Source organism: Flavobacterium sp. WC2430, from assembly GCF_040822075.1.
Lineage (GTDB): Bacteria > Bacteroidota > Bacteroidia > Flavobacteriales > Flavobacteriaceae > Flavobacterium.
The window spans coordinates 3,189,497-3,209,430 of record NZ_CP162007.1; the positions used below are offsets into that span (position 1 = coordinate 3,189,497).

Annotated in this window: 22 protein-coding genes and 1 tRNA gene; 5 read left to right on the forward strand and 18 right to left on the reverse strand. The window is 35.0% G+C overall.

Going from position 1 to position 19,934, the window contains the following annotated elements; translation table 11 throughout:
- Positions 1-57: 57 nt before the first annotated feature.
- Together AB3G36_RS13880 and AB3G36_RS13885 are read right to left on the reverse strand one after the other, a co-directional pair.
- Positions 58-714 (reverse strand): TatD family hydrolase, encoded by a 657-nt coding sequence (locus AB3G36_RS13880; RefSeq protein ID WP_367753736.1) that lies wholly within the window; start codon positions 712-714, stop codon positions 58-60.
- Complete coding sequence (locus tag AB3G36_RS13885; RefSeq protein ID WP_367753738.1) at positions 714-1,316, reverse strand: DUF1684 domain-containing protein; 603 nt, start codon at positions 1,314-1,316, stop codon at positions 714-716. The genes AB3G36_RS13880 and AB3G36_RS13885 overlap by 1 nt, the downstream gene beginning before the upstream one ends.
- Before the next feature lie 97 nt (positions 1,317-1,413).
- Between AB3G36_RS13885 and AB3G36_RS13890 the strand changes: the two genes are divergently transcribed.
- The 5 genes from AB3G36_RS13890 to AB3G36_RS13910 all read left to right on the forward strand — a co-directional run bounded on the left by AB3G36_RS13890 (position 1,414) and on the right by AB3G36_RS13910 (position 5,293).
- Positions 1,414-2,634, forward strand: coding sequence for an MDR family MFS transporter (locus tag AB3G36_RS13890; RefSeq protein WP_367753740.1), 1,221 nt, complete (start codon positions 1,414-1,416; stop codon positions 2,632-2,634).
- Positions 2,635-2,895: 261 nt separating this feature from the next.
- Positions 2,896-3,255 carry a BlaI/MecI/CopY family transcriptional regulator gene (locus tag AB3G36_RS13895; protein ID WP_367753742.1) on the forward strand — a complete coding sequence of 120 codons (360 nt, stop codon included), beginning with the start codon at positions 2,896-2,898 and terminating at the stop codon, positions 3,253-3,255.
- Positions 3,256-3,259: 4 nt separating this feature from the next.
- A complete protein-coding gene (locus AB3G36_RS13900; RefSeq protein WP_367753744.1) occupies positions 3,260-4,918 on the forward strand; it encodes a M56 family metallopeptidase in 1,659 nt (552 codons plus the stop codon).
- A 74-nt stretch (positions 4,919-4,992) separates the two neighbouring features.
- The gene (locus AB3G36_RS13905) at positions 4,993-5,133 is read left to right on the forward strand and encodes an SsrA-binding protein (RefSeq protein ID WP_367753746.1); all 141 of its coding nucleotides are present in this window, start codon (positions 4,993-4,995) and stop codon (positions 5,131-5,133) included.
- Positions 5,134-5,219: 86 nt separating this feature from the next.
- A tRNA-Arg gene (locus AB3G36_RS13910) sits at positions 5,220-5,293 on the forward strand.
- On the opposite strand, the gene AB3G36_RS13915 is transcribed toward AB3G36_RS13910, so the two are convergent.
- From AB3G36_RS13915 to AB3G36_RS13990, 16 genes are all read right to left on the reverse strand, one after another.
- The gene (locus tag AB3G36_RS13915; RefSeq protein WP_367753748.1) at positions 5,259-6,809 is read right to left on the reverse strand and encodes a recombinase family protein; all 1,551 of its coding nucleotides are present in this window, start codon (positions 6,807-6,809) and stop codon (positions 5,259-5,261) included. The two genes, AB3G36_RS13910 and AB3G36_RS13915, sit on opposite strands and share 35 nt — an antisense overlap.
- Complete coding sequence (locus tag AB3G36_RS13920) at positions 6,806-6,967, reverse strand: hypothetical protein (RefSeq protein ID WP_007139390.1); 162 nt, start codon at positions 6,965-6,967, stop codon at positions 6,806-6,808. The genes AB3G36_RS13915 and AB3G36_RS13920 overlap by 4 nt, the downstream gene beginning before the upstream one ends.
- A gap of 85 nt (positions 6,968-7,052) precedes the next feature.
- Positions 7,053-7,331, reverse strand: a complete 279-nt coding sequence (locus AB3G36_RS13925; protein ID WP_007139391.1) for a hypothetical protein — start codon at positions 7,329-7,331, stop codon at positions 7,053-7,055.
- Positions 7,332-7,337: 6 nt separating this feature from the next.
- On the reverse strand, positions 7,338-8,138 hold the full coding sequence (locus tag AB3G36_RS13930; RefSeq protein WP_367753750.1) for a hypothetical protein: 801 nt from the start codon (positions 8,136-8,138) through the stop codon (positions 7,338-7,340).
- Positions 8,139-8,164: 26 nt separating this feature from the next.
- On the reverse strand, positions 8,165-9,010 hold the full coding sequence (gene traN, locus AB3G36_RS13935; protein ID WP_007139393.1) for a conjugative transposon protein TraN: 846 nt from the start codon (positions 9,008-9,010) through the stop codon (positions 8,165-8,167).
- Between the two features lie 11 nt (positions 9,011-9,021).
- On the reverse strand, positions 9,022-10,332 hold the full coding sequence (traM, locus tag AB3G36_RS13940) for a conjugative transposon protein TraM (RefSeq protein WP_367753752.1): 1,311 nt from the start codon (positions 10,330-10,332) through the stop codon (positions 9,022-9,024).
- 515 nt (positions 10,333-10,847) lie between these two features.
- Complete coding sequence (gene traK, locus AB3G36_RS13945; RefSeq protein ID WP_367753754.1) at positions 10,848-11,468, reverse strand: conjugative transposon protein TraK; 621 nt, start codon at positions 11,466-11,468, stop codon at positions 10,848-10,850.
- Positions 11,469-11,486: 18 nt separating this feature from the next.
- Entirely contained in the window at positions 11,487-12,683 is a 1,197-nt protein-coding gene (gene traJ / locus AB3G36_RS13950; protein ID WP_367753756.1) for a conjugative transposon protein TraJ, read from the reverse strand.
- A 12-nt stretch (positions 12,684-12,695) separates the two neighbouring features.
- Positions 12,696-13,331: a TerB family tellurite resistance protein gene (locus AB3G36_RS13955; protein WP_367753758.1), complete on the reverse strand. Its 636-nt coding sequence runs from the start codon at positions 13,329-13,331 to the stop codon at positions 12,696-12,698.
- Positions 13,331-13,957, reverse strand: coding sequence for a hypothetical protein (locus AB3G36_RS13960; protein WP_367753759.1), 627 nt, complete (start codon positions 13,955-13,957; stop codon positions 13,331-13,333). The genes AB3G36_RS13955 and AB3G36_RS13960 overlap by 1 nt, the downstream gene beginning before the upstream one ends.
- A gap of 12 nt (positions 13,958-13,969) precedes the next feature.
- Complete coding sequence (locus AB3G36_RS13965; RefSeq protein ID WP_367753761.1) at positions 13,970-14,632, reverse strand: conjugal transfer protein TraI; 663 nt, start codon at positions 14,630-14,632, stop codon at positions 13,970-13,972.
- A gap of 85 nt (positions 14,633-14,717) precedes the next feature.
- Positions 14,718-17,192, reverse strand: coding sequence for a TraG family conjugative transposon ATPase (locus AB3G36_RS13970; protein ID WP_367757947.1), 2,475 nt, complete (start codon positions 17,190-17,192; stop codon positions 14,718-14,720).
- Positions 17,193-17,228: 36 nt separating this feature from the next.
- Positions 17,229-17,549 carry a DUF4133 domain-containing protein gene (locus AB3G36_RS13975; protein WP_007139401.1) on the reverse strand — a complete coding sequence of 107 codons (321 nt, stop codon included), beginning with the start codon at positions 17,547-17,549 and terminating at the stop codon, positions 17,229-17,231.
- Between the two features lie 12 nt (positions 17,550-17,561).
- Positions 17,562-17,900 carry a DUF4134 domain-containing protein gene (locus AB3G36_RS13980; protein ID WP_367753763.1) on the reverse strand — a complete coding sequence of 113 codons (339 nt, stop codon included), beginning with the start codon at positions 17,898-17,900 and terminating at the stop codon, positions 17,562-17,564.
- 135 nt (positions 17,901-18,035) lie between these two features.
- Entirely contained in the window at positions 18,036-18,515 is a 480-nt protein-coding gene (locus tag AB3G36_RS13985; RefSeq protein ID WP_367753765.1) for a hypothetical protein, read from the reverse strand.
- A gap of 180 nt (positions 18,516-18,695) precedes the next feature.
- Entirely contained in the window at positions 18,696-19,901 is a 1,206-nt protein-coding gene (locus tag AB3G36_RS13990; RefSeq protein ID WP_367753767.1) for a hypothetical protein, read from the reverse strand.
- Positions 19,902-19,934 lie beyond the last annotated feature (33 nt).

Sequence of the window (19,934 nt, forward strand, 5' to 3'; positions counted from 1 at the left end):
TGTTTAAAGTTTAAGGTTTAAAGTTCAAAAAACTTCACCTTTTGAATATTAGTTATCTTAAATCAAGTCTGTTTTAAAAACAACTTGAACATTATTTTTTATTGTTTGTTGCAATTCGGCTGCCGTGCATCTTTTATATTTTGCCGCCAAAGCATATACTTCATCAATTGTTTCTACTACTGTATCTGTTTCTAAAAAAAAACGATCGCTAGGTGTAGAACTAAAAACAGTTTCTAATTCAGGATTTCGCAATAAATATTTCCCAAAAGAAATATAAAACCCATTATCGATTAATAGCTTGGCCACTTGTGCATTTTTGGAAAAACCATGAATAATCATGGGAACCGAAATATGCAAGCGTTTTTTGGTCTCTATTACTTCTTGAAAAGCAGCTACACAATGAAGCACAACTGGTTTCTTGTATTCTTGAGCTAAAAGCAATTGTTTTTCGAAAACCGTTTGTTGCAATTCCATTGGAATTTCAATTCGTTTATCAAGTCCACATTCGCCAATAGCAAGGCAATTGGGCTCTTGTAATTTACTTTTAATAATTCCTAAATCGGATTCAAGACGCTGTTCGTTAATAAACCAAGGATGAATTCCTATGGAATAAAATGGAATATTGGCATCAAATTCCCAAGGATATTGATTGACCAACTCCAACACATTTGGATTATTAGTCGAATTATGAATATGTAAATTAAAAAAATCCATTAGTCGTGAAATTTTTTGACTCCTGCTTTTATCTCTATATCCAAATCGTTTTCCAAAGGCACTTTTGGACAAGAATATTTATGACTATAAGCACAATAGGGATTGTATGAAGTATTAAAATCAATTGCGATTGTATTGCCTTTTGGTGTTTTTAAATCAATGTACTTCCCTCCTATATAACTCTCATTCCCACAAGTTAAATCTGAAAATGGTAAAAACAAATAGTCTTTGTATTTTTTTTGTTTTGATAACTCAATATTCTTGTAAATATTAAGTTTCATCTTTTTACCGTCGATGGTAAAATGTGCTTCACCATATTTTACATAAACTGGTTTCCTATCTGTTGACGTTTTCATCTCAAAAGGCTTCTCTCTATTAGTCCTAATAAATTGAGCAATTACAGCGTATTTTTTATCAATGGGATAAAAGTCTAAAGCTTTGAAATTAGCTAAATCTTCGGCCATTAAAGGACTTGTTTTAGCATCAGCATATTCACTATTGATTTCCTTTTGAAATTTTTCAGCGTCACTACTATCATATTTTTCTTGGGCAAAACCAAAATTTAACTGAAGCAGTATTACTAAGGATAAAAACTTTTTCATTTTTTTTTGTTTCAGCAAAAATAGTTTAAAAGTTACAATGGGACAAAGACTCTAAGTTACAAAGTTTTCTACCTTTGTAAAAATTTACTATTTAATAATGCTAATAACCGCTTTTCAACGTTACATCAATAATTTCAAGGGATTTTCAAGAGAAATTTGGATTCTTACACTCATCACGTTTATCAATAGAGCGGGAACGATGGTATTGCCCTTTTTATCTAAATATTTAAAGGAAGACTTACAGTTTTCGTATGGTGAAGTAGGTTGGATTATGGTCGCATTTGGTCTGGGTTCCATGTTGGGTTCTTGGCTCGGAGGAAAACTATCTGACAAAATTGGCTTTTATAAAGTAATGGTTTTTAGTTTATTTAGTAGTGGTGTTTTCTTTTTTGCGCTCCAATATATTACCAGTTTTTGGGGATTGTGCTTTGGAATGTTTAGCATTATGACTTTGGCTGATATGTTTAGACCAGCCATGTTTGTATCCTTAGGTGCGTATGCAAAACCTGAAAACAGAACCCGTTCTTTGACCTTGGTTCGTTTAGCAGTAAACCTAGGTTTTGCAGCTGGCCCCGCTTTGGGTGGTTTGATTATCATGGGAATTGGATACCAAGGATTATTTTGGGTGGATGGTAGTTCTTGTATAGTGGCTATTTTAATTTTTGCTTTATTAGTAAAAGAAAAGAAAAAATCCTCACACCATGACCCACATGCCACCATACTGGAGGCCGCTTCCGTATTTAAGGATACCATTTTCTGGATTTTTCTATTTGTTAGCTTTGTCACGGCAATGATTTTCTTTCAATTATTCACCACTTTACCTTTATATCATAGTGAAAAATTTGGTTTGAGTGAATTGCAAACCGGTTTATTGATGACCTTAAATGGTTTATTGATTTTTGCATTAGAAATGCCTTTTGTGGGTTATTTTGAAAGAAAAAAAGTGCAGAAACTCAAAATTATTCTTTGGGGAGCATCAATAATGGCAGCTAGTTTTTATTTATTACTCATCAATGTTTGGGCAGGAATACTTGTAATTGCCATGATTATGATGTCTATTGGTGAAATATTTGCTTTTCCGTTTTCGAATACTTTTGCGATGAGTAGGGCACCTAAAGGACATGAAGGTCGCTATATGGCATTGTATACTATGAGCTTTAGTTTAGCTCATATTGTGAGTTCTAAGGTGGGACTTGAAATTATTGCTCGATTTGGCTACCAAATAAATTGGTTCGTTATGGGAACTTTTGGTGTCTCGGCTGCTTTATGTTGCATTTGGATTCAAAAACTATTAAAATTAGAAAACAAACTCCCCTAAATCTAAGTTTAGATTAATCACTCCTTCCTTCCTTTCTTATCTTTCACAATTGACAAAATTAATTGATTATCAACATTTTATTTTTTATAACTATAAAAATAGTTTTAAAACTACAATTTTAGTTGTAAAACTAAAAAAATAGTTGTAAGTTTGAATTGCGTTAAGGATAGTAGGCGATATCCTCGTAGTGAAACGAAGAGATAAAGCCGAATAGCCTGCCCCCGCTTTTTTTGCGGGGAACGCCCAAATAAAACTTGAGCTATGCAAAAACTGACAAACAAAGAAGAAGAGATCATGCACATTTTATGGAAGCTAAAAAAAGCGTTTGTAAAAGAAGTCATGGAAGAAATCACAATTGATCCACCACATTATAACACTTTATCGACTATTATACGGAATCTAGAAGAGAAAGGATATGTATCGTATAATGCTTATGGAAAAACTCATCAATACTTTCCTATTGTTACTATTGAAGAGTACCGAAAAAAATTTATGAATACCGCTATTGATAATTATTTTAATAGTTCTTATAAAAACATGGTTTCCTTTTTTGCCAAGGAGGAAAAAATTTCGGCAGCGGAATTGCGTGAAATTCTGGAAATGATTGAAAACAAAAAATAAAGGTATGGAAACGCTATTTATTTATCTCATCAAATCCAGTGGATTGGTTGCTTTGTTTTTTCTAAGTTATCACTTTATGTTGCGAAAAGAAACGTTCTTTACTAGTAATCGTTGGTTTTTATTAAGTGGATTAATTACGTCCGTGGTTTTACCTCTTGTAATTTTTACAAAAATAATTTGGGTGGAGCCTGTTGTAACAAATACAAATTGGTCCAATATTCCTGCATCGAATTATATAGAAGAAAAATCATTTGAAGACTATTTACCAATACTAACTATTTTAACTTACAGTCTTGGGATACTTTTATTGCTAGCCAAATTTTCCTATGATTTTTATAGTTTACAAACGGTCTTAAAAGGAAAATTGACTCAACAACAGGCTGATTTTAAACTTATTGACATAAAAGAAAATCTAGCACCCTTTTCATACTTTAATACTATTGTTTACAATTCGGCATTATACAGCCCTATCGAGTTAGAAAATATTTTGGAGCACGAAAAAATTCATAGTGAACAACACCATACTGTTGACGTTCTGATTTCGAGATTGTTTTGTATTGTTTTTTGGTTCAATCCATTCATTTGGTGGTATAAAAAAGCGATTTTGCAAAATCTTGAATTCATTGCTGACAGTGAAGCATTAAAAAAAATATCAGACAAAAAAGCCTATCAAATCACGCTTCTAAAAATAACAACACAGGAAAATTGTGTTGCCATTACCAATCATTTTTATCAATCATTAATCAAAAAACGAATCGTTATGTTAAACAAAAATCAATCAAAAAAAAGGAATTCTTGGAAGTACTTATCAATACTTCCTGCTCTAGTTGCCTTTGTATTTCTATTTCAAATTGAAGTAGTTGCACAGGAAAAAGTAAAAGAAACAATGACTACGGTAAAAGAAAGTCCAGATAACGACTTAAAAACTGAACTTAGCCAAAGTAGCCCTGACCCCATCAAAAAAACGAGAACTGTCACCGTGCACTCTACAAAAGAAGGCGATAATGAAAAAGTAAAAACTATCTATATTGATGGTAAAGAAGCAAGTCAAGCTGACTTAGACGCATTAGATGCCGATGTTATTAAGACTATGGATGTTAATAAAAATGACGAAAAATCAACCATTAAAATAATCACTAAAAATGGTAATGGTATTCCTGACGACACCGAAATTTTTATAAACGGAAAAAAAATGAGTAAAAAGGAATTAGATGAATTGGATTCAAAAGATATTGAAACAATGGATGTAAGAAAATCTAATGCTACGAATTCTAACAAAAATACAATTAGAATAATTACTAAAACAAGAACTCAATATTCTGACAATAAAGACATTCCAACTCCTCCAACTCCTCCAACTCCACCTACTTTTAATTTTAAAGCTCCAAAAGCCCCTAATTTTCCAAAGGCTCCAAAGGCTCCAAAAGGAGATCCAATCACAGGAGATAAAAAAGCTTGGAAAGACTTTGATATAAAAATGGAAGAGTTCAACAAAAAAATGGAAGCCATAACACCCGAAATGGAAGCATTTGACAAAAAAATGGCAGAGTTTGATAAACAAATGGAACCTTTTAATGCTCAAATGGAAATTTTTGAAAAAAAAATGAAAGTGTTCGAAAAGCAAATGGAAGAATACGAAGTCAAGCTAAATGAAAATAAATAGAAATTATAAATCATTGAAGACGGTCAATATCAAGACCGTCTTTTTTTATATCTTTGAAAAAAATAAATCCAACTATGTTTAAAATAGTAGCTCAACTCAACAAACTTATCTTACCCAGTTTTACGAAGCAAAGATTAGATTTGTCCAAAGCCAAAAAATGGCAAATGGCAATTATTGGATTTAGATATTATGTAACTACAAGAGCATTAGACTAGTGCAAATAACATGAAATAAATTTTAATTTTATTTTAAAATTGACTTGCAAAACTAATAAGATTGCTTATATTTGCACCCGCATTAAGGCCTCGTGGCGCAACTGAATAGCGCACTTGATTACGGCTCAAGAGGTTACTGGTTTGAATCCAGTCGAGGTCACTTTACGGGACAAAGAGAAAAAACTCTCTTTTGTCCCGTTTTTTTTACGACTTAACTCATTGTTAATCATGTAGATAGACTCAATTACCTTGTTTATCCTTGTGGTTTGTACTTGCTCTCCACGAATTGTGAAATTTTCAGGGTAAATTAAACCAATTAGGTCCCTTGCCTCCGCCAAACTTGCATTGCTATAATTATTGTTTAGTCTAATAAGATTTTCAATACCATTACTCAATAGCCCATCTATACTTTGTTTGTCATTACTTATTAGAGATAGTTCAAATTCTAACTTGATTATCTTTTCAGAATAATCAAGTTTCATTACTCTGTAATCTGAAGGATCAATTTGCATTGTTGAAAGTAAATCCCTCGAATTACTTAATCTATTATTATAATCTTTTATCTGCTCTAAAATTCTTTGCTTCTCTTCACGTGCACTATCTGTTAAATCTCTATATGTTTCTATTAAGACAGCTGTATAGATTTTTTTTACCTCATGGAGCGGTTCGTATGTTTTTAGATTCTCTGCAAAAACATCATTAGCTACTTCTGAGTTTATACGATATTTACATTCAGAATCACAATGATAATAGTAATAATATTTTGTACGCCCTTTACATTTACTTCCTAACAATTTTTTCCCGCATTTTGGACAAGTAAAGAATCCACGCAAAGGAAACTCCTCAATAGTTTCAATCTTAGTTCGATAACTTCGGGATTTACCATCTAATACAGCTTGAACGTTATAAAATAAACCTTCTGAAATAATTGGCTGGTGTTGCCCTGATACAAACGTACTTTCCTCATCTTTATACTTTGGAATAAAGATTCTTCCACAATAAATAGGATTTCTTATTAGAAGCCAAAAGTTACTTTTTCCTCTTGTGTAACCTTTTTTCTTAGCCATAATAAAAATTTGTTCTGTGCTGAATATTCCTTTAGCTATTTCCTCGAATGCCCATCGCATTATCGAAGCCTCTGGATCTTTCTGACAAATATATTTCTGACCGTCTTCTTTAGATTTATTTGCGTAACCAAATGGAGCTATACCCATATATCGCCCTTCTTTTTTTGCACGTCTCATCCCGTGAAATGTATTTAAGGCTCTTCTATCATTTTCTACCTCTGGAGCTGCAAGATAAAATGCTAACATCATTTTATTTTCAGGAATTGCTAAGTCTAACGGCTGTTCCATTGCCTGAGGTTCTACTCCTAACTTTCGAAGTGTGCTTATCATTTGATAAGCATCGCCCGCATTTCTACTAAACCTATCCCATTTTGTAAAAAGAATAAAATCTATCTTGTTCTTATACTTTTTTAAATTAAGCAGAAGTTTCTTCCATTGCGGGCGATTAAATGTCTTAGCTGAATGGTCTTCATAAATTACATCTCGGACTGCAATAAAGTTAATATCACAGTATTTTCTGAGGACCTCCTCTTGATTTCTTTGGGAATATCCTCTATCTGCCTGTTCATCTGTACTTACCCGTATATATAGATCGGCTACTTTTTTCATGTTTGCAAATATTTAGATACAGCTATATTAGCTATTTTTTTCATAAACTCCAAAATTGCTTTAGCTTCTTCAACAGTTACATGTATACCCCCAGAATTAAGTATATTCATAGTTTGTGTCGGAGTAATTCTTCCTTTCTTGTTTAGTTTATTTTCCATTATTTCCCTATTTTTATTTACAAAAAAAGCCCGAAAACGGGCTTTTTTATTATTCTCAAAACAATCTTTTTTTTACTTGACATATCTACAAATAAATCTTGCTCGCCTGATTTCTTTTAAAAGAGGGTTCGTACTTGATATAACCATACTCGCTTAACTCTCTTACACATTTATGATAAGTGGTTGATGCCGATATTTTTGCTATTCGCATAATTTCATAACTAAAAACCTGTATAGGACTAGCAAAACCCCTATCCTCACTATATTTCAATAAAGCGGCATACACACCAATATGCGTAATACTGATACGGTAATCTTTTTCAATAGCTGAAAAGAAATCTGATAAGGGTTTTAGACTTTCCATTATTTATCATATTGAATTAGACTGCTTTTTTGTTCTTTTTTTTTCCTTAGGTATGTCAGGCTCTTCACTATCGATACTTGTCCCTCGTTTTTTACTATCCTGTTTAACGGAAACCTTCTCCCCTTCTTTCTGCTTCTTGCCTTTAGACTCTCGATTATCAATACGCTTCATATTTGTATTGTAAACATTGATTGTCTTGAACTGGGGATTGACTTCAATAAATTGCTTGACCTCTTTGCCATCCTTCAAAAATGTAGCAGATTGAAGGTTTCCTTTTTTCAGAGATTCCATTAGATCTTCTTTGTATTTTGGAGTTTCTAATTCTTTTATAGGTAACTTACCTAGGGCAGCTTCAAGATCATAGCCATAATTCTGATGATACTGGTTTAGCTTGAAGTTACCATTGGAATCTGTTTCCTTAAAATCCATCTGCACCCAAGAATTATAAATCTGACCTTCTTTGTTAGTTAGTTCTTTATTGACTGCTCTACCTTCCATTAGATTATAGGCTTCTTTCATGGTAATATTACTCCCCCTATTGATATAGAAAGTCTGTTCTAGTGATTCTTTAGAATTGTCTTTTTGTAAATCGACCTTGTAAGAATTAAAAAAATACATTTCGCTCTGATCTGATTTTTTAAAACTTAATGTCGCTTTAGCTCGGTCTGTACCGTACAACACTTCATGGTTTAATGTGAAATTAGAGGTTTGTTGTTGCATTTTCTCCTTCAATTCTTTGTCCAAACCTTCTCCAAAACCAGTGTACTTAACCTGGTTACGCAAGTATTCAAAATTTTTCTCGTTCATGATTCTTAAATTTAAATGATTACTAATTATAGTTTAGGAAGGACCGTAAGCCTCAAAAGCTTTGTATTTTTAAGTTGTAGCTCAATGTGCCTGCCTCCATTCTTTTCCATAAGTTGGATTACTAAGTGTTTTTTATCTGGAATCGTAAACTTGGGTAACGCAAAAACAGTTGTTCCCTCAGATTCGCCATTAATTGTACTTAAGTAATTGTGAGTAAGAATTGGTATAATTTCTATTTCTTGCGATGCGGTTCGCTTTATTTTTCTGCTGTCGCGAATAAAAAATCGAAGCTGGTCTATATCATAATTTATTCTAGAATTGTTCACCACTCTTGTCTTATAATAAAGTATATCATCTCGTATATAGATTCCGTTTAATTGGAATTTAATCTCATACTTTTTCTTCATAGCACCAGCTATCTTATTCTTATGATAAAAAGCTAATTTGGAATAATTAATTAATTCCTCCTCGTTATCGCTCTGCTCTGAAAAGTAAATTTCAGGACTTTTTGACTTTACCTTGTCCATACTAAGGTTCAATTGTGGCGACTCCTCATCATAGTTTACCACAAACGAATACAGCTTTGCATCTGCTGTGATCACCGTAAGGTTGGTCTGGTCAAACCCTTGCTGTGCCGCTTTAATATGCAATATGTTTTCCATCCCTTTCGCCTTCTGGGCTAAAACATCTTGACTTCCCTTGTCTACACTTTTAATAGTATAAGGAAACACGATAGTTGTAGTTTTTGAATACCCAATATATAGGGAATCTGACTCCATTTCTGCAAAATGATTTCTTTCCGTTTGCTGAGCAAAGGCTCCAATAGATACAACCCATAAAAATCCCATAAGTAATACATTAATTTTTTTCATGTTATTAGTTTTTAGTTTGATTCACTTTCTTTTTGGTTGTCATCGCGAAGTAATACTTGATAACCCGCCTTTAAAACCACTTTAACCAATTTTACTTTTTTGCTTAATAGGCTTTTTGCCGCCTCTATTCCTGCTCCCGCAGCCTTTGCACCCCAAGAATCATCAAGAGTCCCCATTCCTATGTTCTGCATGGAACGATCAGCAGTTGTTTTAGCAACATCCCGATTAATAGTACCCGGGATATAAATTCCATCCAATCCGTCCATATCGTAAACAGAAAGTGCTACTGGATACAAGGAAGTATTGTACCTAAGACTACTAATTTTGATAGTCAGTCGCTCTCCATTTAATGAAGCGATTCCAAACAAAAAATTGTCTTTTGGTATCTCAACACCATTAATATAAATAGCACTAGTAAGCCTTAATTTTACAGTAGCCCCATTAACTATCGTTTGCGTTTCATGAATAACAGCCGGTACTGTATTTTGAACATCGAAAGTACTTCCATTTTCATCCAAAGAATAAAATCCATTGCGCTTGGATTGGTCACCAATTAAATGATGATTATTAGACATGCTGTGTAATGACGAAGCTATCTCTGCCATCGATTTGGAGCTGATCGTAAATACTTGTCCCCGATTTTCTTTCGAGACTTTTCTAAGTCTTTCCTGAACTCTTTCAGGATGCTGAATATCAAGTATGTTTTCAAGCATTCCGCTAAGTTGTTTCAATTCAGGGTCTTCATTTTCTTTCTGCTCATTCATAGTACTCATCATTTGTCCTAACCTATCAATGTCGTCGGAATGCATTTCTGATGCATTTGATTTTGCCTTTTTATTCAAACTTAGATTTTGATCTGTAATTATAGTTGGGCTATTTATGGCCTTTTGTAGTGCTTCAAGCTTTTCATGAATCTTTTCTTCGTTTAAATTCCGATACATCGCTGTATTTAATCCGCTGCGTCCATCGCTCTGCCTACTTCCTCTAAAAGTTGTATCCTCAGTATTTTCTGCTGTAGCCCCCTTAAAAGATTGCCTTAGATAATTCGGATCATTCTTAATGAGTTCATCCAACTTTGCTGAATCAATAGCAGCTTGTTCATAGTAATTCATCTTATCCAAGAACAGTCCATCTTTCAGGTTTGCATCAGGAAGCTTGGTATTAAAGCCTTTTTTTTCTACTGTTTCTAAAGTGGAGGCATTCACTTCTCCGCCTCCTAGTATCCAAAATAGACATGTAATAAAGGGCAGCACCAAGAGCGGGAGTACTAGCAGCATCTTGCGCTGTCTTTGTATTTTTAGTGATTCGGTTTTACGTTCCATATTATTAATTTTTAAATTGTGAGCGTTAATAATTCTCTATTACTACAAGACTATCCTATAATCCAGGGCGGAACTTTAGGATGCTGTCCTGTACTCTTTTTCTAGTGGGACTGCGTCCTAAACTATCCGTATATATTTGGGAACGGACAATTCTTTCTAATTCCGTTTTACTTAATGATCTATTAAGTTGATTTTGTTTAGGATCGAATACTACTGTATTTGTCGGCCTACTAATCGGGCTGCGCTCTATGCTCTTGGAATCATTTCCATTGAGACTATCCACAATCAGATAAACATTGCCACCAACTGTAAATACTACAAAACAAAACAGTATTAGAATCCAACTTTTAGCCGATAAATGTGCCGTCTTCCGCTCCAGCCACACCACGCATTTATGCTGTAGCCAAAGATTAGCCTCATCGAATCGTTGGAATAAATAGCGCTCTTTACACTTAACGTCTTCAGCGCATTTCTTGCTCTTTCTTTTAAATGTGTATTTCATAATCCATTCTTATTTATTTTCTGTTCTTTGTACTTAAATCTCGATTCTCAATAGTGCTCCAGCGCTCAATTAAAAATCCGTGTGGATTGTTGTCGCTTCGGGACACATTTCGAAGATTGCCCTCTGTTATTAGATTCCGATGAGCAATACTCGTAGGCCGTATTATGTTTTGGGTAGCATAGCAGCGGAACTGATAGGGATAGGCATTAATGTCAATTGTTATGCTATCCACAACTATGGTTTGACTAATATTTCCTGATATGATACCAGAATAGTATCCGTTTTCCTTTAAGTCATCATATACTCTTTTTGCACTATCATCTGCTAGATAAAGCGCCTTAGTAACATTAATTTTAATTACTTTATCGTCAGGGTCTAGACTGAAAAACAGCGTATGAAACGTCTTTACATGATCCTTTGCTTCAACTGGAATGTTTTCCTTTCGATCAGATGAAAAGGCTTCAAGTGCTTTTCCATTGGCAAGTATATATACCTTATCCTGCATTTGAGAAACCAGACTAAAACTTTTGTAAAGAGCAAAGCAGCATAGGACAACACATCCAATTACAACTAGCATCGTAAAGCTCCGAACATATCGAAAAGCCGTGTCAATATTTTTCATTTTACTAAACATGATATTTCAGTTTATTGATTAAGAATTACCTTTTAATTTATCCCTCATATAACCATTCTTATCTTTGAAATAAGGAGTTGAACTACTAGATCCAGACATACTTTGAGACATCCTTCCTGCCGCATTACCCATCGCATCTGCCATCATACCAGTACCAGTAGAAACACTACTTATTGCAGAATTTGTAGAATTACTGAAGATCGTAGTTACCTTTTGACTCAATGCTCCTCCACCACCCGCATGGACTATATAATTGGCTACTGAGGGAACTGTAAAATAGCCAACAATCCCTATAATCATGAACACTAAATACGCCATATCGGTTCTACTAAAGAAAGTATCTCCGTAATCATTTACTTGGGCGATATCTAATTGTAACATCTTCTCTTGTATTTTTCCGATGATGCTACCGAAAATATTAGCAACTGGAAGCCATAGATAAATATTGATGTACCGCGCCAGCCAAACGGTCAAAGTATGTTGAAATCCATCAAATACAGCAATCCCAAATACTAAAGGACCTAGTATGGAAAGCACCACAAGTTGAAAAGTACGCAGGGTGTCGATACACAATGACGCTGCTTCAAACAAAACCCTTAATACTTCGCTCATCCATTCTTTAACCGAATTGCGGAAATTAAACGATGCCTTTGCCATGGCAAATTTGACATCGCTGCCTATCCCCTCAATCATTCCTTCGTTATCTGGATTTGCATTGTCGTGTGTATATTTATACCATCGATCCTGATCACCATTTCCTGATTCCCCAACATACATCTGCCAGGAGTTGGTACTTTTAATGGCTTCCTCTTTCTTTTGAAGCAATAACCCAATAGCCTTATTAGAGCCTTCCACCATCGAAGCAGTTGCTGTAACGGTAGGCTTCATTACTCCGTTGATCAAGTTCAAGACCGAAGGAAAAATCATAATACAGAAACCAATTGCAAAAGGCCGTAGCAGCGGATAAAAATCTATCGGTTCTGCACTGGCGATATGCCTCCATACTCTTGATCCGATATACCAAATAGCTGCAAAACCGGCTATGCCCTGTCCTACTCCCAGTAAATTGTTACACAAAGGCATCATTTCATCGTAGAGCTGATCAAGAACTCCATGTAAACTGTTCATGTCGGACGCTATGCTTTGCGCCTTGCTCCCAAAGGGCAATACAATTCCTAGGGCTGTAAATAATACTCCCTTGCTTCTCTTTGCCATCTTTATTTTTATTTAGTTATCTGTCTTATAAATACTGCGCATTACCCGCACATCATTGAGTTCTTTTGCACGCTGAATCGCCAATACTGTAGTGTTGTTATTAAAGCTTCGAAGAAATAAAAGTTTGTCCTGCATATCAGCATAAACCTTGTCAATCGCTGTGAGTCTTTCCTCATCGGTCATTCTTAATGTATTGGCGGTAATAACCGTTACCAATTCGTCCAAATTCCTCAAGCTCTGATTTAGTAGATTACTATATACGTTTGAGAAATAGGCTATTTCAGCAGGACTGAAATTCCCACTATTCCTGAAGCCTTCAAATGCGGACTTGTATTCTTTTACCAAAAGCAATTGATATTTCACAATCTCACCGACTCTTCTGTAGTTCCGTACTGTGGGACTTACTTGCATTAAGGCATCAAGGAATGTTTCATGAAGGCTAAAGTTACCCTGAGACAATTCTTTAATTGTGTTATAACCACCACTCAGGATCTGATATCCCTTTTTCATATCTGTAAGAATCTGCTTGAATTGCGCTAACTTTTCTATGTTCAATAGCAACTGTTGCATTTCCTGTGATTGGGCTGCAAGCCTAGGTGGAAAAAATAAGCTCAGGAAAAAAATCCCAATAATTATTATCTTTTTCATTAGAAATTGGTATTAATGCCATTCAAGTCACGGCTAGTTTTCAGATCTTTCTTTTCTTTGGCTCTCGACAACACCATTAATCTTGTTTGCTTAGTAAAGCTTTCACCAAAACTGTAATTCTCCAACATATTCAGATACAAGGCATCAATGCGTTTCATTCGCTCCTCTTCTTTCATTTCAAGTTGACCATCCGTCACTATGGTTAAGAGTTCTTCTAAATTTCCATCACAATTCTCAATTAGACGATCCACTACTCTTTTGATATAGGCTATTTCATTGCCATGAAAAAGATCATCCCATTGCACTTGTTTAATAATGAAACTTGAATTTTTGATGATTTTTAGTTGAACAGCTATAATCTCTCCCACCTTTGCATATGTTTTTATTTTCGGATTAACTGTTTTCAGCGAATTGAAATAATCGGAGTGAAGATTAAATTCTCCTCGTTTGAAATCACCAATTGTCGTTAGCCCCTTTTTGGCTACCGAATATCCTTTTTGCGCATAATCAGTATAGACCTTTAAAGCAGCTATTTGCTGCAACAATACTTTTCTTTGCTTTAGCTGTCCATAAAGATCAGTCATCATCAAAGCTGTCAATAGTAAAAACAGAAATAACTTTTTCATAGCTTTATTGTTTTAGTTCGGGATGCCATAAAATTTCTTAATAGCATCTGCGTCATGCTTCGTTTTCGCTCTTTGCAGACTAAGTTGCCTATTTTGCCTATTGAATAATCTAAGATCATCATAGTTGGCATCAATCTGATCAGCGGCTGTATTGATGATTTCCAATCTTTTGGCATCACTCATTTGGATCGTAAAGGAATCAAGAATCAGAAAAATCTGATCGATATTATTTAAACTCTCGTTTAATATACCCGAATACACTTTATGCATATACTCCAATTCTGTCACATTAAAATGTGGGTCTTGTCTAATGAGGTCCCAAGCTCTTTCATATTCATTCACGAGCCGTACTTGTTTTTGCGTAATATCCCTAATTCGCTGGTAATAACTAATTATTGATTTAACTTTCATTAGCTCCTCGTAGTAATTCTTATACAAGTCTTTTTGTTTCTGTGTCCACTGCGAAATATCATCTAGTTTTAGTTTGGAAAGCGTATTCTCCAGTTTCTTGTGTGCATTTTGAAGCCAGATGGTTTTATTCTGCAACCGCTGTATTCGCAAGTCTATCGCCAAAATCACTTTTTTAATTGCGGCAGTTATCACTCCAACTATAGGCAAAGCAACAACTGCTTTTGCAGGCCTTGCGGGGCTACTGACCAGCAGTAGACAAAGCAAACACAAGCTTATTTTTCTCTTTGTTTTCATAATGCATTTAATTTAGGTTTGTCTTCTCCTCTATTAGAGCGTTATAGTCTCTTTTTCATCCTTTTGCTTCCTCTCGCAAGTCAGCAGCCAATGCAGCAATTCCCTTTTGAATATCGCCTCCAAACATTTTTGTGTAGGATTGGACTTTTAGTTTTTCCGTTTCTTCAGTAGTATAGGCGAGATATTCTTCTAAGGATACTTCGGTTCGGTATACTTTAGAAAGCATACCACCCAAGGAAATAAAAACTTCCTTGTATTTATTATTGGGATCATTGGCTTTATTTACTGATAACACCAATGCTTTTTCTTTTTCTGTGAGTCCCAATAGTTCCTGAATTTGCTCAAATTTGTTTTGATACTTACTCTGATCCAGTAATATCTTGCAGTCGCTATTATTGATGATCGCCTGCTTCACTACTGGTGAAGAAATGATATCTTCCACTTCTTGGGTAACCACGATTGCCTCTCCAAAAAATTTCCGAACAGTTTTAAATAAATACTTAATATATTCAGCCATACCTTCCTTAGCAATAGCCTTCCATGCTTCTTCAATTAATATCATTTTACGAACTCCTTTTAGCTTTCGCATTTTACTAATAAACAGCTCCATTATGATAATGGTAACCACTGGAAAAAGTATCGGATGATCCTTAATATTGTCTAATTCGAAAACAATAAATCGCTCTTGTAACAAGTCTAAATTTTCTGTTGCATTGAGCAGATAGTCAAACTCCCCACCTTGGTAATACGGTCGCAATACGTAGAGAAAATTATTCACATCAAAATCCTTTTCTTTGACCTTGTCCCCTTCCAATACTTTTACAAAATCCTCTTTTAAAAAGTCATAGAAGGTGTTAAAGCTGGGAAACAGCTGTAAATTGACAGCCAGCTTTTCATAATACAGTTGTAAAGCATTCGATAAGGCTACATATTCAATTCGATTAAAGGTCTCATCGTCTTTTTTCCAAAGCGCCAAGAGCAAGGTTTTAATACTTTCCTTTTTCTCTGTATCCAAAGCATCACCATCACCAATGTAAAATGGATTGAATTTGATTGGATTCTTTTCATCATAGGTAAAATAGTACCCTTTTACCATATCACACAATCCTTTGTAACTATGCCCTACATCAACAAGCACTACATGAGTTCCTTGCTCGTAATAGCTTCTGACCATATGGTTCGTAAAAAAAGATTTTCCACTTCCTGAAGGTCCCAGAATAAACTTATTGCGATTAGTACAAATACCCATCTTTACTGGTTCATCGCTGATATCAACATGTACGGGCTTTCCTGTCAAGCGATCACCTAGTCGGATTCCAGTGGGGCTTAACGAAGAACGATAAGCTGTTTCGAGATTCAGAAAGCAACTTGCTTGCTCCACAAACGTATCAAAGCTATCGTTCATCGGAAAATCAGCTGCATTTCCTGGAATCCCTGCCCAATAAATCTGGGCAGCTCCTACCGTTTCCTGTTTTGCAGCTGCATCCATTTGTACTAAAGCAGAAGAAACTTTGTTTTTAATCCCTTTCAATTCTTCTTTTCGATCGCTCCAAACCAATACGTTGAAATGTGCTTTAACTGGTAACCGTTGCTGACTAATCGCTTCATTAAGAAAATCATTTGTAGCATCCCGAGCAATTAAGTTCTCTCTGCTATAAGCCGATAAAGATTGTAACCGTAACCTTTTACTTTCTAATTTCTGCAAAGTCTTTTGGAAATCCTCTATAAAAATATACTGATTATAAATATGATTGCATGAAAGCAGCTGACCCAATGTTGAGGCAAAACCAACGCTAAATTTGGTTCTGTCAGTTGAATACCGGTCATAATTAATTCTAGAACCGCATAGCGCAGGTAAATCGGCTGCGTCCCCTAAAGTATATACCTGGCAATGTTTGTCACCCACCTGTAAACCTTCGTTGAAAGCAATGTCATTAAATTCAAAGGAATCCGGTTTCTCAGACAAGCAGCAATAGCGTTCTATAACGCCAATTTTCCTACTATGACTTCGCAACTCATCATTGCCCAGACGCTGCAGTTTTACAAAGCCACTGTCTTCCAATATTCGCTTGAATTGCCCTGTACTATCGACAAAATCTTGACGTAAACTTTCCTTTAACGTTTCTTCAGGCACGATTGAGGGCCTAATTAAATTAGAAAACAAGGAACTGGACGTCTTTCTTCCCCCTGGTTTTTTAGTCAAGAAAATGTAGCATGAATGGTCTAAAAAAGGACGTTCATTAAAGAATCGTTCACTGCAGCGACTAAGAAAACTATGGTCATCATTTTCAAAATGCGGTTGATGCTTACTATCGATGAACCAGTCTTGCTTGTGAAAAACGCTAAATTTCGGCAATAACTTTATGGCCTTCACCCACGCTTGGTGAAATGACTCATACTCCTGATCAGATAGCGTAAATATTTCTGGTAGTTCTGCTTTGAATACTACAGTAATGTCTCCCTGTTTGGATAGAATACAATCGTGTTCAATATCCATTAATGGCAAAATAGCCTCCATCGTTTTATCCATCATCATCTCAATTTAACTGTCTCTTCATTCCGTTCGCTATAGTTTTCGCATTTTAAAAACGCTCCTACTTTGAGTCTTGATTGCTTTAGGCAATTGTCTTTTCGCTAACTCTTTCATCATCCCAAACTCTCCGTACTTATGACTCATTTTATAAACTTTTACAACCATCACGGTTCCTCCAATACCTATAATTCCTAAGGAAATATAGGAGGGAAATCCGATTATATACATGATTGAAAAAAGGATCATTAATACTACTATTCCTGCTCCAAAATACCAAATGTATTGCGCTTTTAAACCTTTGAATTCGATACTTTTATTGATTCCTTTGTTGATATGATATACCGTATTTTCCATATTTATAGCGTTTTAAACTCCAAAAAATGATTTTATCACGGTGGCAACTACAACTAGAAAAACACAGCTGCCAAACCAGGCCGCCGCTACTTTTCCCGTATCAGGATCACCCGCATTCCATTTCTGATATACCTTAACGGCGCCGATCAGCCCAAGTAATGCACCAATAGCGTACATCAATTGGGTGCCTGCATCAAAATAACTCCGTACTTTTTGGTTCGCTTCATTGATTCCCGCAAGCCCATCTTGTCCATATCCTTGATAACTGAATACTAACAATAGCACAATGCTAACACCGACAATCCTTTTTTGTCGACTTACTCTTTTTAAATTTCCGATGCACTTCTTCATAATACCTTGTTTTATAGTTCAAATCATTAAAAATAATGCAGAGCATGCCACTGTCTCAATTTCTCATTCCTGTCACATTAAGCCATACCGCACTGAAACGGACAGGGGCACTTCCTCCACAATCTTTTATTATTCTTATTCATTTTCGTTCCATAATTCTTCTACCTCTACCTGACTTAAACTTATAAAATCTTGCTTATTGCATTCTGAGATTATCATTTCACTGACCGAGGATCTAAAGGGGGAGTTTTTAATAGATGGAAACTCACAAAGGAGCAAACTGAGATAACTCTGAAACTCTGTTTTGACTAATTTTCTTTGAGCTGCCTCTTTTACAACATTTTTCAATCCTTCTACAAAAGCATCTATATTAATAATAGATTCTTCTGGCTCTCCAAATGATGGCTGCAATGAAGTATCAGTAAAAGTTTGCGGCTGAACTACATCATAATGAATTTCTAAATCCTTACTCCTGCAATTCCGAATGGTCCACTTTCCTGTCACAATTTCTTTGATCTCTACAAAATAAAATCGCAATCCAATAAATAAATACCAACTTGCCAATAGCAATACAATCACAACGATGTAATTGCCCCATGAAATGTTTGTAAACATAGTTTCATAATTAAATGTTCAACTTCCTTTTTTTATTTCCATCGAACACTATAAAAAATAAATGTTTGATTTCATAAGTCAAAAGAACAATTAGTTAACTTTCTTCACAAGTACAACTTTAAGTTGTACCCTTTAGTACCCGTGGTCAACAGACCATATATCACACTTTACACACGGAATTTAGTAGCTATTTATTTTTGTGATCATCTTCTCTAACGTGCGAATTGCTACTACTTTATCACGGTCTTCTGCATTGTATGACTTGCTTCTTACAGATTGATAAGAAAGCTCTTTTTTAAAAGGAGTAGATAAATAAGGAACAATACTTTTAAATACCTGACTCATGGAGCGGGCTTTTACGACACGAGATTCATCTGCAGCTCTCAATATAAGAGCTATCTGATCACACGATAAATCACATTCCATTTTAAGATTGGAATCTATTTTCGCTACGTCACTTTGAGGAGTTGTAACGATAGCAGCTTCTTCTTTGGTTTTTAATTGCTGTTCCAAGTAGCGAATTTCATGTTGAAACCAAGTATTTAAAACCTCTTTCAAATGAGGCTCTTGCGGGTCAAACATTCTTTTGGGCTTGCAATAGAGCTGCCCAAATTCTTTGTAAATAAGTAATATAGCGGCCAACCTCTCTCCAACTGTAATATAGTGATCGAGCTGGAGCATAATCCTATTCTTAAGATAAGAACTGTATTCCTGACAATTAAAATTAAATGCTATCAATATTTCATCTGCTGCCGAGTATATAGTACTTTTTACAACTGGTAACGCATCATTAGCTAAGGCGTTCAATAGTTCCTTTCTATACACTATTTCCCTGTAAGTGCTTTTGTGCGTGTACTCAGATGTCAATTTTTGGTAAAGTTTTGCAATTACAATTTGTAAAGGTTCTTCTGTACTAGAAGGATCCTTAGAAATATTTTTTTTTAAAACTTCTAGTTTGGACAGAATTTTTCTTTTGGAGACTATTTGATAGGTGATGGGAACACGCTCATCCAAACTAAGGTACTTGTAAAAACGGTTTTCAACAAAAGATATCAAATCCTCTAGCACATTAATAACGGTAGCACCGATAATACAAAGATGGGGTTCTCTAAAAAAATCATGCTGCTGGTTTTCAATGCTACAATCTAAAAGGTAAATGAAACTGGAATGGTATTTTCGAACTAAATGCCGAAATTGCCTCTTTTTTCGAATCGAAAAAATTTCTTCCTTAATCTGGATCTGAATCCTACGAGATTCTTTTAAAATATGGGCAACGAGTTCCTTGCTTTCAGCAATGGTTATGGATTGCAGTGCTCCACTCCTTGCATTAAGTTCCTGTACTATTAAACAATCGAACCATTCTAAGGGGTATTTTGTTTGCATCATAGAATTGTTTTTATTGGTTTTGAAAAACAATTG

Bases quoted from the DNA above. Each gene is read 5' to 3' on its own strand.
- traK (WP_367753754.1), bottom strand. From the start codon at position 11,468: ATGTTTAGTAAAATGAAAAATATTGACACGGCTTTTCGATATGTTCGG.
- AB3G36_RS13890 (WP_367753740.1), top strand. From the start codon at position 1,414: ATGCTAATAACCGCTTTTCAACGTTACATCAATAATTTCAAGGGATTT.
- AB3G36_RS13915 (WP_367753748.1), bottom strand. From the start codon at position 6,809: ATGAAAAAAGTAGCCGATCTATATATACGGGTAAGTACAGATGAACAG.
- AB3G36_RS13920 (WP_007139390.1), bottom strand. From the start codon at position 6,967: ATGGAAAATAAACTAAACAAGAAAGGAAGAATTACTCCGACACAAACT.
- traN (WP_007139393.1), bottom strand. From the start codon at position 9,010: ATGAAAAAAATTAATGTATTACTTATGGGATTTTTATGGGTTGTATCT.
- AB3G36_RS13980 (WP_367753763.1), bottom strand. From the start codon at position 17,900: ATGAAGAAGTGCATCGGAAATTTAAAAAGAGTAAGTCGACAAAAAAGG.
- AB3G36_RS13880 (WP_367753736.1), bottom strand. From the start codon at position 714: ATGGATTTTTTTAATTTACATATTCATAATTCGACTAATAATCCAAAT.
- AB3G36_RS13900 (WP_367753744.1), top strand. From the start codon at position 3,260: ATGGAAACGCTATTTATTTATCTCATCAAATCCAGTGGATTGGTTGCT.
- traJ (WP_367753756.1), bottom strand. From the start codon at position 12,683: ATGGCAAAGAGAAGCAAGGGAGTATTATTTACAGCCCTAGGAATTGTA.
- AB3G36_RS13960 (WP_367753759.1), bottom strand. From the start codon at position 13,957: ATGAAAAAGTTATTTCTGTTTTTACTATTGACAGCTTTGATGATGACT.
- AB3G36_RS13985 (WP_367753765.1), bottom strand. From the start codon at position 18,515: ATGTTTACAAACATTTCATGGGGCAATTACATCGTTGTGATTGTATTG.
- AB3G36_RS13990 (WP_367753767.1), bottom strand. From the start codon at position 19,901: ATGATGCAAACAAAATACCCCTTAGAATGGTTCGATTGTTTAATAGTA.
- AB3G36_RS13955 (WP_367753758.1), bottom strand. From the start codon at position 13,331: ATGAAAAAGATAATAATTATTGGGATTTTTTTCCTGAGCTTATTTTTT.
- AB3G36_RS13905 (WP_367753746.1), top strand. From the start codon at position 4,993: ATGTTTAAAATAGTAGCTCAACTCAACAAACTTATCTTACCCAGTTTT.
- AB3G36_RS13925 (WP_007139391.1), bottom strand. From the start codon at position 7,331: ATGGAAAGTCTAAAACCCTTATCAGATTTCTTTTCAGCTATTGAAAAA.
- traM (WP_367753752.1), bottom strand. From the start codon at position 10,332: ATGGAACGTAAAACCGAATCACTAAAAATACAAAGACAGCGCAAGATG.
- AB3G36_RS13930 (WP_367753750.1), bottom strand. From the start codon at position 8,138: ATGAACGAGAAAAATTTTGAATACTTGCGTAACCAGGTTAAGTACACT.
- AB3G36_RS13885 (WP_367753738.1), bottom strand. From the start codon at position 1,316: ATGAAAAAGTTTTTATCCTTAGTAATACTGCTTCAGTTAAATTTTGGT.
- AB3G36_RS13895 (WP_367753742.1), top strand. From the start codon at position 2,896: ATGCAAAAACTGACAAACAAAGAAGAAGAGATCATGCACATTTTATGG.
- AB3G36_RS13970 (WP_367757947.1), bottom strand. From the start codon at position 17,192: ATGGATAAAACGATGGAGGCTATTTTGCCATTAATGGATATTGAACAC.
- AB3G36_RS13975 (WP_007139401.1), bottom strand. From the start codon at position 17,549: ATGGAAAATACGGTATATCATATCAACAAAGGAATCAATAAAAGTATC.